The organism is Roseovarius sp. MMSF_3359 (assembly GCF_030733385.1).
In the GTDB taxonomy this organism is placed as follows: Bacteria; Pseudomonadota; Alphaproteobacteria; order Rhodobacterales; family Rhodobacteraceae; genus Roseovarius.
The window spans coordinates 142940-157729 of record NZ_JASHJC010000003.1 but is presented as its reverse complement, the minus strand read 5'-3'; the positions used below and the strand labels follow the sequence as shown (position 1 = coordinate 157729).

Here is a 14790-nt window from a genome sequence, read left to right as displayed (position 1 = left end):
GGCGCTGACGATCCGGGCCGCCCAATCCGCGCGGTTTCCGGGTCGGTTCACGCCCCTTGAGGCCGCGCAAATGAAATTGGCGCTTTCGAATCGACTCAATTGTCGGTTTATTTGGTGAATATCTGAACTATCTTCAAAGAGCATCGAATTCAAAGAATGCTCAAAGTTCTTTAATCAGGGGGCCGTGTGTCACTTTTCCTAATCGTCGCCTTGCCGTTTCTGGGCGCGCTTCTTCCGGGTCTTATGAATTCTGCTGGACGGCAGGCCTGTGCGGGCGTGACTTTCATCGTCTCGCTTGCGGCCTTCGTGGGCCTGCTTACGAACCTGCCCGCGGTGCTTGCCGGCGACGTTGTCTTGGCGCGGGTTGATTGGCTTCCGTCGCTTGGTCTGAACTTCACGCTGATGCTCGACGGGCTCGGGTTCTTCTTTGCCGGCCTGATTTTGGGCATCGGGATGCTCATCATCACCTATGGCCGGTACTACCTGTCGCGCGACGACAATATGGGCGAGTTCTTCACCTACCTGCTGCTCTTCCAGGGCGCGATGGTTGGGATCGTCCTGAGCGATAACATCCTGCTTTTGCTGGTTTTCTGGGAGTTGACCTCGCTGTCGTCCTTCCTGCTGATCGGCTACTGGAAACACCTGCCCGAAGGGCGTCAGGGCGCGCGGATGGCGCTGGCGGTGACGGGTATGGGCGGGCTTGCGATGGTCGGTGGCATGCTGATCCTGGGGCAGATCGCCGGCAGCTATGACCTGAGCGTCATCCTGGAGAACCGCGAGCTGATCCAGGCCTCGCCGCTCTACCTGCCTGCGCTGCTGCTGATCCTGCTGGGGTGTTTCACCAAATCGGCGCAGTTCCCGTTCCACTTCTGGTTGCCGCACGCGATGGCCGCACCAACGCCGGTGTCGGCCTACCTGCACTCGGCGACGATGGTGAAGGCGGGGATCTTCCTCATGGCGCGGATGTGGCCGGTGCTGTCGGGTACGCCGGAATGGTTCATGATCGTCACCACGGCGGGCCTTGTCACAATGGTCCTGGGTGCGGTCATCGCGCTCTTCAAACATGATCTCAAGGCGCTTCTGGCCTTCTCCACGGTCAGCCATCTGGGCCTCATCACCATGCTCCTGGGAACGGGCACGGCCTTTGGTGCCTTTGCAGCTGTCTTTCACATCCTCAACCACGCGACCTTCAAGGCCGCGCTCTTTATGTCCGCGGGGATCATCGACCACGAGGCGCATACGCGCGACATTAGACGATTGGGCGGCTTGCGCAGCCTGATGCCGGTCACCTTCGTCATTGCCACGCTGGCGGCGCTGTCAATGGCGGGCATTCCTCTTCTGAATGGGTTCCTGTCAAAAGAAATGATGCTGGAGGAGGCGCATCACACAATGCTCTTCGGCTCGCATTGGCTTGTCCCGGCGCTGGCCGTCCTGGGGTCGCTTTTCTCTGCGGCCTACTGCTTCCGCTTCATCAGCCATGTGTTCCTCGGTCCGGTGCGCGACGACTATCCCGCCAATCCGCATGACCCGGGTCCCGGCATGTGGTTGCCGCCAGCCATTCTTGTGGTACTGGTCGTCGTGATCGGCGTTGCCCCCTTCCTTGTGCAGGACTTCGTGATCCTTGTTGCGAAGTCGGTGATCGGCGGTACGGCGGAACTCAAGGTCAAATATATCAAGATCTGGCACGGTCTGGTGCCTGCGCTTTACATGTCGATTGCCGCGGTGGTTGGCGGGCTGATCCTGCTGGCGATTTACCGTCCGGCCCTGCGCCTTTGGGACGCGACGCCGCGCCCCGAGGCCAAGGTGATCTTCGAAGCCATCATCGAAGGCGCCGTCGGACTGGCGCGCCGCCTGATACATCCCCTCCATGATGGCGCCTTCAGCCGGTACGGCGCGATCATGGCGGTCACGGTGATTGCCGCGGGTGTGCATGCCTATGGCACGGGCGCCGTTGGCGAGATGACCCGGGCGCTGCAGCCTGCGGGCGCGGTGCCGATTGCGGGCTGGGTCATGCTGGTGGCGGCCACCGGCGGGTTGGTCTTCTTGCACCGCAACCGGCTTCTGTCGCTCATCCTGATCGGGATCGTGGGCCTCATGGTGTCGATCGGTTTCGTCTTCTTCAGCGCGCCGGATCTTGCGATGACGCAGATCACCGTCGAGGTGGTTACCGCGATCCTGCTGCTTCTGGCGCTGAACTTCCTGCCCAACCGGACCCCCATCGAAAGCTCCGTCTTGCGGCGAACCCGTGACGGGGCGATTGCCATTGCCGGCGGCGTGGCGGCGGCGGGCCTTTCGTATCACTACCTGCTGAGGGATTTCATCGCGCCGTCGATTTCCGAATTCCACCTGGCCAATTCCTACAAGGGCGGCGGCGGGACCAACGTGGTAAACGTCATCCTTGTGGACTTCCGGGGCTTTGACACCTTTGGCGAGATCATCGTCCTCGGCATCGCGGCGCTCCTCATCTACGCGCTGACCGAAACGCTGCTTTCCGGCCCGGTTCGCGCGCGCCTTCTGAACCGCAAGCCGGATCAGCCGCGCGCGGGGGACATGCACCCGATGATGATGGTGGTTCTGACCCGGGTGATGATGCCGGTGGTGATGATGGTCGGTTTCTACATCTTCCTGCGCGGCCATAACGAACCGGGCGGCGGGTTCATCGCGGGGCTGATCGTGTCGATTGGTGTCGTGATGCAATACATGGCCAGCGGGTTCAGCTGGGCTTCGGCGCGGCTTCGGTATCCCTATCACGGGATCATCGGTGCCGGGGTTCTCGTCGCGGGTCTCACCGGGATCGGGTCTTGGTTTGTGAGCAAACCGTTTCTGACCTCGGATTTCACCTATGTCCGCATTCCGCCCTTCGACAAGTTCGAACTGGCCACGGCGGCCGCCTTTGACCTGGGCGTGTTCCTGGCGGTGGTCGGCGCGGTGATGCTGTCGCTGGAGAGTTTCTCACGGCTGGCGCGGCGGGCCCATGTCAGGGACAGCGAACATGCGATGGATATCGACCCGTCGCGGAACAAGGCGCCCGATACAGCACAAAAACCAGCAGGGGGGGAGGTGTAATATGGAACTGCTTGTCGCCTCTGCCATCGGCATTATGACGGCCGCAGGTCTTTACCTTGTGATGCGCCTGCGCACCTTCCCGGTGATCCTTGGGATGTCGCTCCTGACCTATGCAGTCAACGTTTTTCTCTTCGCGTCGGGACGCCTGACCGTCGGGGCATCGCCCATCCTGATCAAAGGGGCCGAGGCCTATACCGACCCGCTGCCTCAGGCGCTGGTCCTGACGGCCATCGTGATTTCCTTCGGGATGACCGCGGTGATCGTGATGATCGCGTTGGGCGCCTACCTGGGCGCCGGGGACGACAATGTGGATGATCAGATCCCGCCGGGTGACCCGGAACCCGAACCCGTGGCGGAGGACGCGACATGACCCATTGGATCATCATGCCCGTCGTCCTGCCCGCGATCCTCGCGCCGTTCATCGTGCTGGCCGCACGCTACCACATTGGCATTCAACGGGTTTTCTCTGTTGCAGGCGTCTCGGCGCTGATCGCGATCACTGCTGGCCTGGCCTGGCAGACGTCCGATGGCACGGTCCTCCTCTATCGTCTGGGCGACTGGGCCGCGCCCTTTGGTATCGTCGTGGTCGGGGACCGGTTGTCGACGATGATGATCCTTCTGACGGCGGTGCTGGCGCTCTTCGTGCTGCTCTTTTCGATCGGTTCCGGCTGGGACGAGCGGGGGCGGCATTTTCATGCGCTTTTCCAGTTTCAGCTCATGGGGATCATGGGCGCGTTCCTGACCGGTGACCTCTTCAACCTCTTTGTTTTCTTCGAGGTTCTGCTGATCGCTTCCTACGGTCTGATGATCCATTCCGGCGGCAATGTGCGGCTGAGGGCAGGGGTGCAATATGTGCTCTTCAACCTGCTGGGATCGACCCTATTCCTCTTCGCGCTCGGCTCGATCTATGCCGAGACCGGGACGCTCAACATGGCGGACCTGGCGCAGCGGGTGACGCTCATTGACCCGGAGGCTACAGTCGGCATTCGCGTGGCGGCCGTACTCCTGCTGCTGGTGTTTGCGATCAAGGCCGCGGTGGTGCCGCTGCATTTCTGGCTCCCGTCGAGCTATGCCGAGGCGCCCGCCCCGGTGGCGGCCCTTTTTGCGATCATGACCAAGGTGGGGGCCTATGCGATCATCCGGGTCTACACGATGATCTTCCCGCCGGATCTTGAGGTGACCGCCGGGTTACAGGGCCTGTGGCTCCTGCCCGCGGCGCTGATCTCGCTGGCCATTGGCATGGTGGGTGTTCTCGCCGCGCGGCAACTCAACCGCCTCGTGGCCTTTGCGGTGATCGGGTCGATGGGTATGGTGATGGTGTCCATCTCGCTCTTCACGCCCGAGGGGATTGCCGCGGCGCTTTACTACATCATCCATTCGACCTTCGCGGCGGCGGCGCTTTTCCTGATCGTCGATCTGGCCCGGGCAGGACGCGGTGATCTGCAATTGACCGCGGCCCCGCCGGTTTCGGGTGCAGCGATGACAGCCGGGCTTTTCTTCGTTGGCGCCATTGCGATGACCGGCCTGCCGCCGCTGTCGGGGTTCCTGGGCAAACTGCTCATCCTCGATGCCGCCTTTACCTCGCCGCTGATGGTCTGGACCTGGGCCGTAATCCTCAGCGCCAGCCTCGTGAGTGTCGTCGGGTTCGCCCGCGCGGGCAGCACGGTGTTTTGGAAGGCCGAAAGCATCCCCCATTCCGAAGATGCGGAGCTCGAGGCCCGACCCTCGACCCTGTCCTATGTCGCCGTCGGCGGGCTGATTGCGTTGCTGATCGCGCACACGGTTTTCGCCGGGCCTGTCCAGGCCTATATGAACGCGCTTTCCGCGCAGCTTTTTGCGCCAGAGCCCTATATCTCGACCGTGCTCGACTCGCCCGGCAAGCTCAGTATTCCGAAGGAGGACCACTGACATGGTGAAGATCTTCCATTGGCTGTTGCCACACCCTTTCCTGACCCTCCTGTTGGCTGTCGTCTGGATCCTGCTGCAAAATCAGGTCTCCGCCGGGATGGTCGTGTTTGGCCTGATCCTCGGGATCATCATCCCGCGGGCCACCGCCAGTTGGTGGCCCGACCGGCCACAGGGCATCCGGCTGACGCGCATGGTGTCGTATATGGTGATCGTGCTGTGGGATATCCTCGTGGCCAATGTGCAGGTGGCCTGGATCGTCCTGACCCGGCCTAATTCCAAACTGCGCCCCGCCTGGGTCGTCGTGCCATTGGACCTGGTCCAGCCCGAGGCGATCTCGGTCCTGGCCGGGACCATCACGCTGACCCCCGGAACGGTTTCTGCGGACCTGTCCGACGAGGGGCACAGCCTGCTGGTCCACGCCCTTGATACCGATGATCCCGACGCGGTGCGTGATCAGATCAAGGAGCGTTATGAGCGCCGCTTGAAGGGGATATTCGTATGAGCTTCGCATCAGACCTGATGAACATTGCCCTTATTGTCGCCTTCGTTGCGATCGGTGTGGCACAGATCATGGCGATGATCCGCCTCATCATCGGCCCTGATACGGGCGACCGGATCCTTGCGCTCGATACGATGGTGGTCAATGCAATCGGCATGATTGTCCTCTTGGGCGTGGCGCAGGGCAGCCGGATCTATTTCGAGGTTTCCCTTATCATCGCCATGCTGGGTTTCGTCTCGACCGTGGCATATGCGCGCTTCGTTCTGAGGGGGGATATCATCGAATGAGTATGGACGTGATAGCCACCTTTGCCGTTGCCATCTGCCTCTTCGTCGGCGCGATCTTTTCGCTGGTCGGCTCGATCGGGCTGTTGAAATTCAACGATTCCATGACCCGCCTGCACGCGCCGACAAAGGTTGGCACCGTGGGTGTCGGCTCGCTTCTCCTGGCGTCGATGATCCACTCCTACACCTATGGTGAGGGTTCCATGCACGAGTTGCTGATCATGGCGTTCCTCTTCGTCACGGCACCGATTTCCGCCAACTTCATTGCCAAGGTGAACATGCATAAACGGTCCTGCGACACGCCGCCGTCACCGCCCCGCGACGGGACCTGGTCGACCTACAACGTGCCGGAAGAAGATCGCGAGCTTGCCGAGGCCGATACATCGAGCTGATGCAGGCTGCTGGAGCCGGGCGAGCAGCGCAACCCAAGCGATCCTTTAAAATTTGTTAATAACACCCTAAGGTAGAAATCGCGAAGCTATGCTATTTCGAAAAATGTGGCGATTCGATCATTGCCGCAGCTCATTTGACTGGTGAATTACGGGATTGGAAAACACTTGCTGTCGGTGCTGAAGAATGTCGTCCTTGGGGCTGCGCTGTGGTTGTTGGTGGTGCCACCAGCCACCGCGCAGGAGCCGCTTACCCTTGTTGCGGATGAATGGCCGCCCTTTTCGGGGGGCGACCTGCCTGAATTGGGCATCGCGATGGATGTCACCAAGTCGGTTCTGACCCGCGCGGGGTATGAGGTTGAGGCCGCCATCCTTCCATGGCCGCGGATCGTGCACGGCGCGAAGACCGCCGAATACGATATCGTGACCAGCCTTTTCCTCGATGCCGAGATGCAGGAATTCGTCCACTACTCCGATCCGTTCTACGACACGGAAATCCGGTTTGTGCAAAAGACGGGGGGCGATGCCCGATATGACGGGCTTCAATCCCTGACGGATTACACGATCGCGGTAGGCGCGGGATTCCTTTATGAACCGGCCTTCGACGCGGCGGGGTTTCTTAACAAGTTCGAGGTGACAACCACGTTTCAGGGGCTCCAGATGGTGGCCGCCGGGCGGGTTGACCTGACCCTCGACAGCGTTGACGTCGTCCGTCACTCGATCCTCCGAGGTGATCCTGCGTTGATGGATCAGATAGAGGTACTGGATCCGCCGCTGGCCACACAGCAGGTGCATATGGCGGTCTCATTGTCGCGACCCGATCACCTCAGGGTCGTTGCGGATTTCAATCGAACGCTTGCCGAGATGCGAGCGGATGGGTCCCTGGCGGACTTGCTGGCGAAGCACGGGGTGAATTAGGGCGTTACGATGTCGAGGAAGTTCAACAACCTTCTGGCCCTCAGGTTGCTCGTCGCGGTCTTGCTCTGCAGCACGATCCTGTCGGCGCTCGCGACCTCGGTGCAGCTTTACCTGGCGTTCCGGCAGCAGGACGAAGCCCTGCAGGAGATCACCGGGGACATTGAGCGGGGCTATGGCCGCAGCCTCAGCAATGCGCTGTGGTCCTTTGACGACCGGCAGGTTGATCTTGTCCTCAATGGTGTTCATGCGCAGGCCGATGTGGCCTATCTGAAACTCTCGGCGGATGCCGGGCGCGTTTGGGAGAGAGGAGAGACGCCGGCCGGCCTGGAGTTGAGGACCGGCGTCATCGACCTGGTGCATCCCGATCCGGTCAATGGCGAAACCCGTGTGGGCACGCTGGAACTGGGGCTGAGCCGCGCGCGGATCTGGTCGAATATCTACGCGCAGATCCTTGTGGTCTTCCTGTCGAACATGGCCAAAACGGGTCTCGCCTCGATTGCAATCCTGGTGATTTTCAACCACCTGGTGAGCCGTCATCTGCGCGTCATCGGGGATTATGTCTCCAAGGCGGACTGGCTGACGCGCGACACTGACCTGGCGCTGGAAACCAACAAGCCGCAAGAGGAAAACGACCTGGAATCCGTTGTGTCGGCGGTGAATGTCACGCGGCAGCGGTTTGGCGATATTCGCCGCGACCTGAGCGCCACGTCCGAACAGTTGCGGGCGGTCCTGGACACCACCGTCAACGGGATCATCGGTCTTGACCATGACGGCACGGTCGAGGTGATCAACCCTGCCGCGCGCCACATGCTTGGCGGCAAATCGGAGCCGACGCCCTTCAAATGGCCCAAGGAGATCAAGTTTCTGCATGTCGTTGACCTGCATCCGCTTGATGCCTCTTCAGACCCAGTGAACCGCGCGCTGGCCGGTCAGACACTCACCGGCGAAACCCACCTTATGACCAGCCGCAACAGCAAGGAAAACCGTTACGTCCGCGTCTCGAGTGCGGTGGTGGATGACCCGTCCAACAGGCTGCGGTCCGTGGTTGTTCTTGACGACGTCTCGCAGCTTGAAAGGAACCGGCAGCAGGTGGAACGCAAAGGGCGGCTTGATGCGCTTGGGCAGCTAACCGGGGGTATTGCGCATGATTTCAACAATCTCCTCGCCACCATCCTTTACGCGATGCAACTGACACGCTCGGACAACATCTCCGAACGCTCCGACAGGGTGCTCAACACCGCGATTGGCGCGGTTGAGCGGGGCAGGGAGCTGACCGGCAGGCTTCTGGCCTTTGCCAAGCGCCAACCCGGCCTCACCCGGTCCCGGTCCCTTGTCGAGAGCTTCGCGGAGTTCGAGGCGCTGGCGCGTCCGACCATCGAAGAAACGGTTGAGCTTACGTTTTTGCCGCCTGACCCGGAACTGCTTGTGCATTGTGACCATGGGCAGCTCGACAACGCCCTGCTCAACCTGACGCTCAACAGCCGCGACGCCATCATGCGCAGCGGCAAGGGGAGCCGAATCGTGGTCAAGGCGCGGGCCATTGACGAGGTCGACGCCGATCTCGAAATGCGCCGCCAGGATCAGCAATCCTACATCGCGCAGGGCATGCGCGAGGAACACGCCCGGGACCAGGCCCGCGATGATGAACGCGCCTATCGCTATGTCGAAATTTCGGTCACCGACGATGGCCCGGGCATGCCCGACGCGGTCAAGATGCGCGCGATTGACCCGTTTTTCACCACCAAGGATACGAATTCCGGCACGGGTCTTGGGCTGTCCATGGTCTATGGTTTCATTCAGCAATCCGATGGCGAATTGCGGATTTACTCCGAACTCGGGTTCGGGACGACCATTCGCCTCATCCTGCCGCGGGGTACCATCGACAACGAACGTGAAAAGCCGATGACGCGCCTGCCGATTTCGCGCGGTGATGGTCAGCAAATCCTGGTTGTCGAGGACGAGGAGAGCCTGTTGCAGATGATGCAGGAACTGCTCGGCGAATTAGGCTTTAACATCGTCGTGGCCAGATCCGGCCAGGAGGCGTTGGATCTCGTTGAAGGCGGACAGGCGTTTGACCTGATGCTGACCGATATCGTCATGCCCGGCGGAATCGGCGGGTTCGAGTTGGCCAAGCGCGTTCGCGACATACGCCCCAATGTGCCGATCGTTTACATGTCGGGTTATACCGGGTTTACAACGGCCGAGATGGGGTCGGTTGTCGCGCCCTTGGTGCAGAAGCCGTGCCCCCCGGCGGAGCTTGCCAAGGTGTTGGCAGAGCAGTTGAGCCAGTTCGAGGCGGCGGATTGAATGTCATATGATCGCAGCGACCGGTGACATGAATGCTTTGCGGTGGCCTTTGAAAGAGACGGGGCTATAACAGCCGCACCGGATGGTAAAACGTGATGGGATTTTGATGTGGCCAAGATATTGTTGATGGATGACGACGTCGATTACACGTCGGTCCTGGGCGAGTTGCTGATGGATGCAAATCATTCGGTTACTGTGGTCCGCGCCGCGTCGGAGGCCTTTGAGGCGCTCAAGGAAGCGCGATATGATCTGCTCATTACCGATATCATCGTCTTCAAGGATCAGAGGTCGGTTCCCGATGGGGGAATATCGCTGATCTCCCGGCTTCGGGGGCCGCTGAGCTGGAACTTGGAGCAGTGGCAAAAAGACATGCCGATCATCGCCGTATCGGGTGCCATTCATAACCAGGGCATGTCGAGCATCCTGCAAACCGCCCGGTCGCTCGGGGCCGATTTCGCCTTGGGGAAACCCACGGATTTCAAAGAGCTTCTGCATGCCATCAACACGCTGACAGCGCGTCAGACGTAAGCTGACGGCGTTTTTTTTTGGAAAGGTGTGCCGTCGCCGGTTCAGCGATGGTAGATGACTGGAAACCAGTCTTCGCGCAGCCTCTCACCGGCTTTCATGTCATGGCCCGGAAAGGGTGGCGAGGTCGGCCCGGGTCGCTCCACGTACCGAGCATCATCGCCGATGAGCCGGAGCGAGAATGCCCGCCGCCGCGCCGCCGTCGTGTTGCCCCGCGCTCCGTGCAGCGTGCCGAAGTTGAACGCCACCGCGTCGCCCGGTGCCATGGCCCATTCCCGGACCTCCATCGCCTCGGCGTCCGGGTCCGGCACGGGCATGTATGTGTCGTCATCCGGGTAGAAACTGGTTTCAGCCAGCCACCGGGTCGGCAGGACCGGCTTGGGCCAGGCGTGGCTGCCAGCGACGCAGCGCAGGCTGGCATCGGTGACCGCATCCATGGGCGACCAGAAACTGATCGTTTGCCGGCCTTCGACGAAGTAATACGGGCCGTCCTGATGCCAGGGGGTGGGTTGCGAGGTGCCGGGTTCCTTGACCAGAACGTGGTCGTGAAACATCTGCACGCCGCGAGAGATCATCAGGTCCGCCGCCACCTCCGCCGCCGGAGAGGTGCGGATCACCTCTTCGAATTCCGGGATGCGGGTCCAGTTGCAGTAATCGTCGAAAAACCGCCCGGCTTCGCCCTCCTTGAGGTTCTCGGCCGCGTAGGGGCCGGGGTCGGTCATGTTCCGTTCGATGCCCGCGCGGATCGTCTCAACATGATCGGCGAACAGATCCTTGATGAGGACGACACCGTCGCGCTGAAAACTGTCGATATGAGCCTGGGTGAGAAGCGGGTGCATTGTCGATGTCCTTTGCCTGACGGCCTTCTTGGCGTCATGCCATATCAACTTCTGCGGCAGGTTGGAAAGATGCGATTGCGGGCAAGGGGCGGAGGATGCGCCGCCTTTCCATCCGCCCATGCCGCGCCGTTTTTAGTTGCCGGATTTGCTCCGCCCAAAGATCTGCGCCAGGGCCATCATCACGGTGGTCACCACGATCATGATGGTCGAGATCGATGCGATGGTCGGGTCGATCTGATCGCGCAGGGCGTTGAACATGTTGCGGGTGAGCGTCGGGTTGTCACCGCCCGAGATGAACATGGCCACCACCACCTCGTCAAAGGAGGTGAGGAAGGACAGCAGCGCGCTGGTGACGACGGCAAACCGGATCTGGGGCAGGGTGATGGTCAGGAACGCCTTCCATCGGGGCGCGCCGAGGGAACGTGCGGCGTTTTCCTGGTTCATGTCATAGCTCTTGAGCGCCGAGCCGGTCACGATCAGTACCAGCGGGATTGCCAGCATCGTGTGCGCGAGGACAAGCCCCGTCATCGTGTAGAGGATCTTGAGCTTCACATAGGCATAGAAGGCGCCAATCGCGACCAGCACCACCGGCACCATCATCGGCGTGATGAGCAGGACAAAGGCCGCGCGGATATAGGGCAGTTTCGACGCATGCAGCCCATAGGCCGCCAGCACACCGATCGGCGTGGCCACGAGCATCGTGAGGATCGCCGCGGTGAAGGAGGTGCGCGTGGCGCGCATCCATTCTTCGGACCCAAAATAATGATTGTACCAACGGGTGGACCATTCCTCGGGCGGGAATTCGAGATATTGCGAGTCCGAGAAAGACATCGGAATGACAATGAGCGTCGGCGTCACCAGCAGAAGCATGGTGATCCCGCAGAAGATGTAGAGCCAGAGGCGCTGGCCGTGGGTGACCTGCGTTTCCGACGCGGGGCTGCGCAACCATTTCAGCATCAGTGGCCCCCTCCGGTCATCTGTTCGAGCTTGAGGAAGCGTGACGCGATCCAGAGCACCACCACCGTGAGGACCAGAAGGACAACGCCAAGCGCACTGGCTGCGCCCCAGTTCACGAAAAGCTCGATATTCGAGACGATCTTCATCGACACCATGATGACCTTGCCACCGCCCAGCACCGCTGGCGTGACGAAGAAGCCGAGGCAGAGGACAAAGACCATCAGCGCGCCCGCGAAAAGCCCCGGGGTAGAGAGCGGGAAAAACACGGTCCAGAAGGCGCGCGCGGGGCTTGCGCCCATATTGGCTGCGGCCTTGAGGTAGTCGCGGTCGATAGCCTTCATCGCGCCATAGGTCGGCAGGACGAGGAAGGGCAGCATGATATGCACCATCCCGATCAGCGTGCCATTGAGGTTATGCACGATCTTGATCGGCTCGTCCCAGAGACCAAGGTTGATTGCCCAGTTGTTGACCAGCCCCTTCTTCTGCAGCAGCACCAGCCACGCATAGGTCCGCACCAGGAGCGACGTCCAGAAGGGCAGGAGCACGGTGATAAGGCAGAGGTTGGCGATCCGGTTGGGCAGTTGCGACATGAAATAGGCCAGCGGATAGCCGATCAGGATGCAAAGCGCGGTGGTCAGGAGGCTGACCTCGAAGGTGGTGCGGAAGATCCGCGCATAGGATTTGCGCTTGACCATGCGCTCATAGTTTTCCATCGAAAACGTGCCGTCGGCGCCGATGAAGGACACGTAGAAGAGCCAACCCACAGGGATGACGAGGATCACCAGCACCAGCAGGATCGCAGGCGAACTCAGCCCGAAGAGCTTCAGCCGTTCCAGCCTTTCATCGCGCCTCAGGCCGGCGGCGTTCATGTCCGTTGCGGTCACGGGTGCGGCTCCTCGTCTGCCAGTATCACCGTATCGGCGCTTTCTAGGCCAAGGCGAACCGTCTCGCCGGGTTTGGGGAGCGCGGCAAATGAACCGCTGCGGATCGCGCCGCGCACGGCCATTTCGGTGCCGCTGTCAAGGGCCGCATATAGTAGGAAGCTCTCGCCCTGATAGACGACTTCGCTCACCGTGGCGGTGAATTCGTTCACATCATCCGCTGCGGTGCCGGTCAGCAGATGCAGACGCTCGGGCCGCATCATCAGCGACAGGCTCTGACCCTCCGGCACAGGCCGGGTCGTTTGGAGCGTGGTTCCCCCGGCCACAAGCGCGTCGCCATCGCGGCGCACATCAAGGAAGGTGGAATCGCCGATGAAATCCGCGACAAAGCGGTTCTCGGGCTGATCGTAGAGCTGCTGCGGGGTGGCAAGCTGCATGATCCGGCCGAAATTGACCACCGCGATCCGGTCCGACATGGTCAGCGCCTCGCGCTGGTCGTGGGTGACGTAAACCGTTGTCATGCCGAGCTTTTCATGCAGGTGACGCAGTTCGATCTGCATCCGGTCGCGCAGTTTCTTGTCGAGCGCCGAAAGCGGCTCGTCCATCAGGAGGATGCGCGGCTCGAACACGATGGCGCGGGCCAGCGCCACGCGCTGCTTCTGCCCGCCCGAAAGCTGGTCGATGCGCCGCTCGCCGTAACCGCCAAGCTGTACCGTCTCAAGCGCGCGTTCGACCCGCTCGGCCATCTCGGGCTTGGGGACACGGCGCAGGCGCAGGGGGTAGCCCACATTGCCCGCCACGGTCATATGTGGAAAGAGCGCGTAGTTCTGAAAGACCATGCCCACATCGCGCAGGTGTGGCGGTTTACGGATCACCTCGTCGGTGCCGAATTTGAGGCTGCCCTGGTCCGGACGCGTAAAGCCCGCCAACACCATCAGAAGCGTTGTCTTGCCCGACCCCGACGGCCCCAGAAGCGTCAGGAACTCTCCGCTTTGCACGTCGAGCGATACGTCGTCGAGCGCATGGACCGGGCCATAGGTCTTGGTCACGTTGCGCACACTGATCGGCAGGGCGCCCTGCTTTGTCTTTGTCACTTACCTGTCCCCATCCTTGTGTCACGGGCAGAGCTTGCCCGCGACTTTTTCTTGGTTGCCGGACGCCTATTCCGTCAGCATTTCCTGATACATCTCGGCCGCAATGGTTTCCCACTCAGCATACCATTCCAGCGAGACAGGCACTTGCATGGCCGCGTTGTCCGGAGAGGAGGGCAGACCGGCGGCCACCTCGGCGGTGATTTCGCCCGTGTCATAGGCCGCCTTGTTGGTGGGGCCGTAGGTGATGTATTTGGGCAGGTCGTCCTGGTACTCCGGCTTGGAGATCTCGTTCAGGAACTCCATGGCGACGTCCTTGTTGGGCGCGCCCTTGGGGATGGCAAAGCAGTCGTAGTCTAGAAGCGCCTGGTTGAAGCTATAGGCCACGTTGGCGCCATCCTTCTTGGCATTGTCGAACCGCCCGTTCCAGCCGGTGGTCATGTCGACCTCGCCATCCTTCATGAGCTGCGCATGCTGCGCACCCGAGGTCCAGAAGACGTCGATATGGGGCTTCAACTCGCGGATCTTGTTCAGCGCGCGTTCGATCCCTTCTTCGGAGCCCAGCACCTCATAAACATCCTCGGGGGCGACGCCATCGGCCATGATCGCAGGCTCCAGCGCGCCCGCGACCTTGCCGCGATAGGCGCGTTTGCCGGGGAATTTTTCGACATCGAAGAAATCCGCCCAGCTTTGCGGGCCATCGTCGCCGAACGTGTCCGTGTTCCAGGCGTAGACCGTGGAAAACACGTCACCGCCCACGCAATACTCGGAATAGAGCGTCGGATAGAAGTTCGAGACGTCGATCACGTCGTAATCCAGCGGCTCAAGAAGCCCTTCAGCCGCGGCGCGCGCGGCCGATCCCGACCCGCTGGCCACGATATCGAGCGTGACCTGGCCCGAGCTGACCTGCAGGCGCACGTCGGACATGCCGCCATAGGTTTCCTGCTTGACCTCGATGCCGGTATTCGCGGCAGCCGGTTCAAAGAGCGCCTTGCTCTGCGCCTCCTGATACGAGCCGCCCCAGGACGCAATCGTCACCGATTTATCCGCAGCCATGGCCGTTGTTGCCAGCAATCCGGCCACAAGGGCCGTTGTTGTCTTGATCTTCATTCCGGTTTTCCTCCTT

General features: G+C 61.2%; 14 protein-coding genes. 9 read left to right on the top strand and 5 right to left on the bottom strand.

Annotated features, from left to right (window positions below):
- Positions 1–186 precede the first annotated feature (186 nt).
- The 9 genes from RBB29_RS05810 to RBB29_RS05770 all read left to right on the top strand — a co-directional run bounded on the left by RBB29_RS05810 (position 187) and on the right by RBB29_RS05770 (position 9899).
- Positions 187–3066, top strand: a complete 2880-nt coding sequence (locus RBB29_RS05810) for a monovalent cation/H+ antiporter subunit A (protein WP_306113614.1) — start codon at positions 187–189, stop codon at positions 3064–3066.
- A 1-nt stretch (position 3067) separates the two neighbouring features.
- Positions 3068–3436 (top strand): Na+/H+ antiporter subunit C, encoded by a 369-nt coding sequence (locus RBB29_RS05805; protein ID WP_306113613.1) that lies wholly within the window; start codon positions 3068–3070, stop codon positions 3434–3436.
- Positions 3433–4974 carry a monovalent cation/H+ antiporter subunit D gene (locus RBB29_RS05800; protein ID WP_306113612.1) on the top strand — a complete coding sequence of 514 codons (1542 nt, stop codon included), beginning with the start codon at positions 3433–3435 and terminating at the stop codon, positions 4972–4974. The genes RBB29_RS05805 and RBB29_RS05800 overlap by 4 nt, the downstream gene beginning before the upstream one ends.
- Position 4975: 1 nt before the next feature.
- Positions 4976–5476 (top strand): Na+/H+ antiporter subunit E, encoded by a 501-nt coding sequence (locus RBB29_RS05795; RefSeq protein ID WP_306113611.1) that lies wholly within the window; start codon positions 4976–4978, stop codon positions 5474–5476.
- Complete coding sequence (locus RBB29_RS05790) at positions 5473–5760, top strand: K+/H+ antiporter subunit F (RefSeq protein ID WP_306113610.1); 288 nt, start codon at positions 5473–5475, stop codon at positions 5758–5760. The genes RBB29_RS05795 and RBB29_RS05790 overlap by 4 nt, the downstream gene beginning before the upstream one ends.
- On the top strand, positions 5757–6149 hold the full coding sequence (locus RBB29_RS05785) for a Na+/H+ antiporter subunit G (RefSeq protein ID WP_306113609.1): 393 nt from the start codon (positions 5757–5759) through the stop codon (positions 6147–6149). The genes RBB29_RS05790 and RBB29_RS05785 overlap by 4 nt, the downstream gene beginning before the upstream one ends.
- 174 nt (positions 6150–6323) lie before the next feature.
- Positions 6324–7064 carry an ABC transporter substrate-binding protein gene (locus tag RBB29_RS05780; protein WP_306121115.1) on the top strand — a complete coding sequence of 247 codons (741 nt, stop codon included), beginning with the start codon at positions 6324–6326 and terminating at the stop codon, positions 7062–7064.
- A gap of 9 nt (positions 7065–7073) precedes the next feature.
- Positions 7074–9371, top strand: a complete 2298-nt coding sequence (locus RBB29_RS05775) for a response regulator (protein WP_306113607.1) — start codon at positions 7074–7076, stop codon at positions 9369–9371.
- Between the two features lie 126 nt (positions 9372–9497).
- The gene (locus RBB29_RS05770) at positions 9498–9899 is read left to right on the top strand and encodes a response regulator (RefSeq protein WP_306113606.1); all 402 of its coding nucleotides are present in this window, start codon (positions 9498–9500) and stop codon (positions 9897–9899) included.
- A 41-nt stretch (positions 9900–9940) separates the two neighbouring features.
- On the opposite strand, the gene RBB29_RS05765 is transcribed toward RBB29_RS05770, so the two are convergent.
- The 5 genes from RBB29_RS05765 to RBB29_RS05745 form a co-directional block, all read right to left on the bottom strand.
- A complete protein-coding gene (locus RBB29_RS05765) occupies positions 9941–10735 on the bottom strand; it encodes a phytanoyl-CoA dioxygenase family protein (protein WP_306113605.1) in 795 nt (264 codons plus the stop codon).
- A gap of 132 nt (positions 10736–10867) precedes the next feature.
- Positions 10868–11692: an ABC transporter permease gene (locus tag RBB29_RS05760; protein ID WP_306113604.1), complete on the bottom strand. Its 825-nt coding sequence runs from the start codon at positions 11690–11692 to the stop codon at positions 10868–10870.
- A complete protein-coding gene (locus RBB29_RS05755) occupies positions 11692–12561 on the bottom strand; it encodes an ABC transporter permease (RefSeq protein ID WP_306113839.1) in 870 nt (289 codons plus the stop codon). The genes RBB29_RS05760 and RBB29_RS05755 overlap by 1 nt, the downstream gene beginning before the upstream one ends.
- Before the next feature lie 11 nt (positions 12562–12572).
- Positions 12573–13667, bottom strand: a complete 1095-nt coding sequence (locus RBB29_RS05750; protein WP_306113603.1) for an ABC transporter ATP-binding protein — start codon at positions 13665–13667, stop codon at positions 12573–12575.
- A gap of 66 nt (positions 13668–13733) precedes the next feature.
- The gene (locus RBB29_RS05745; protein WP_306113602.1) at positions 13734–14774 is read right to left on the bottom strand and encodes a polyamine ABC transporter substrate-binding protein; all 1041 of its coding nucleotides are present in this window, start codon (positions 14772–14774) and stop codon (positions 13734–13736) included.
- Positions 14775–14790: the final 16 nt, after the last annotated feature.

Coding starts and splice junctions, on each gene's coding strand:
- RBB29_RS05805 (WP_306113613.1), top strand. CDS start 3,068: ATGGAACTGCTTGTCGCCTCTGCCATCGGCATTATGACGGCCGCAGGT.
- RBB29_RS05800 (WP_306113612.1), top strand. CDS start 3,433: ATGACCCATTGGATCATCATGCCCGTCGTCCTGCCCGCGATCCTCGCG.
- RBB29_RS05795 (WP_306113611.1), top strand. CDS start 4,976: ATGGTGAAGATCTTCCATTGGCTGTTGCCACACCCTTTCCTGACCCTC.
- RBB29_RS05790 (WP_306113610.1), top strand. CDS start 5,473: ATGAGCTTCGCATCAGACCTGATGAACATTGCCCTTATTGTCGCCTTC.
- RBB29_RS05785 (WP_306113609.1), top strand. CDS start 5,757: ATGAGTATGGACGTGATAGCCACCTTTGCCGTTGCCATCTGCCTCTTC.
- RBB29_RS05775 (WP_306113607.1), top strand. CDS start 7,074: ATGTCGAGGAAGTTCAACAACCTTCTGGCCCTCAGGTTGCTCGTCGCG.
- RBB29_RS05770 (WP_306113606.1), top strand. CDS start 9,498: ATGGATGACGACGTCGATTACACGTCGGTCCTGGGCGAGTTGCTGATG.
- RBB29_RS05765 (WP_306113605.1), bottom strand. CDS start 10,735: ATGCACCCGCTTCTCACCCAGGCTCATATCGACAGTTTTCAGCGCGAC.
- RBB29_RS05760 (WP_306113604.1), bottom strand. CDS start 11,692: ATGCTGAAATGGTTGCGCAGCCCCGCGTCGGAAACGCAGGTCACCCAC.
- RBB29_RS05755 (WP_306113839.1), bottom strand. CDS start 12,561: ATGAACGCCGCCGGCCTGAGGCGCGATGAAAGGCTGGAACGGCTGAAG.
- RBB29_RS05745 (WP_306113602.1), bottom strand. CDS start 14,774: ATGAAGATCAAGACAACAACGGCCCTTGTGGCCGGATTGCTGGCAACA.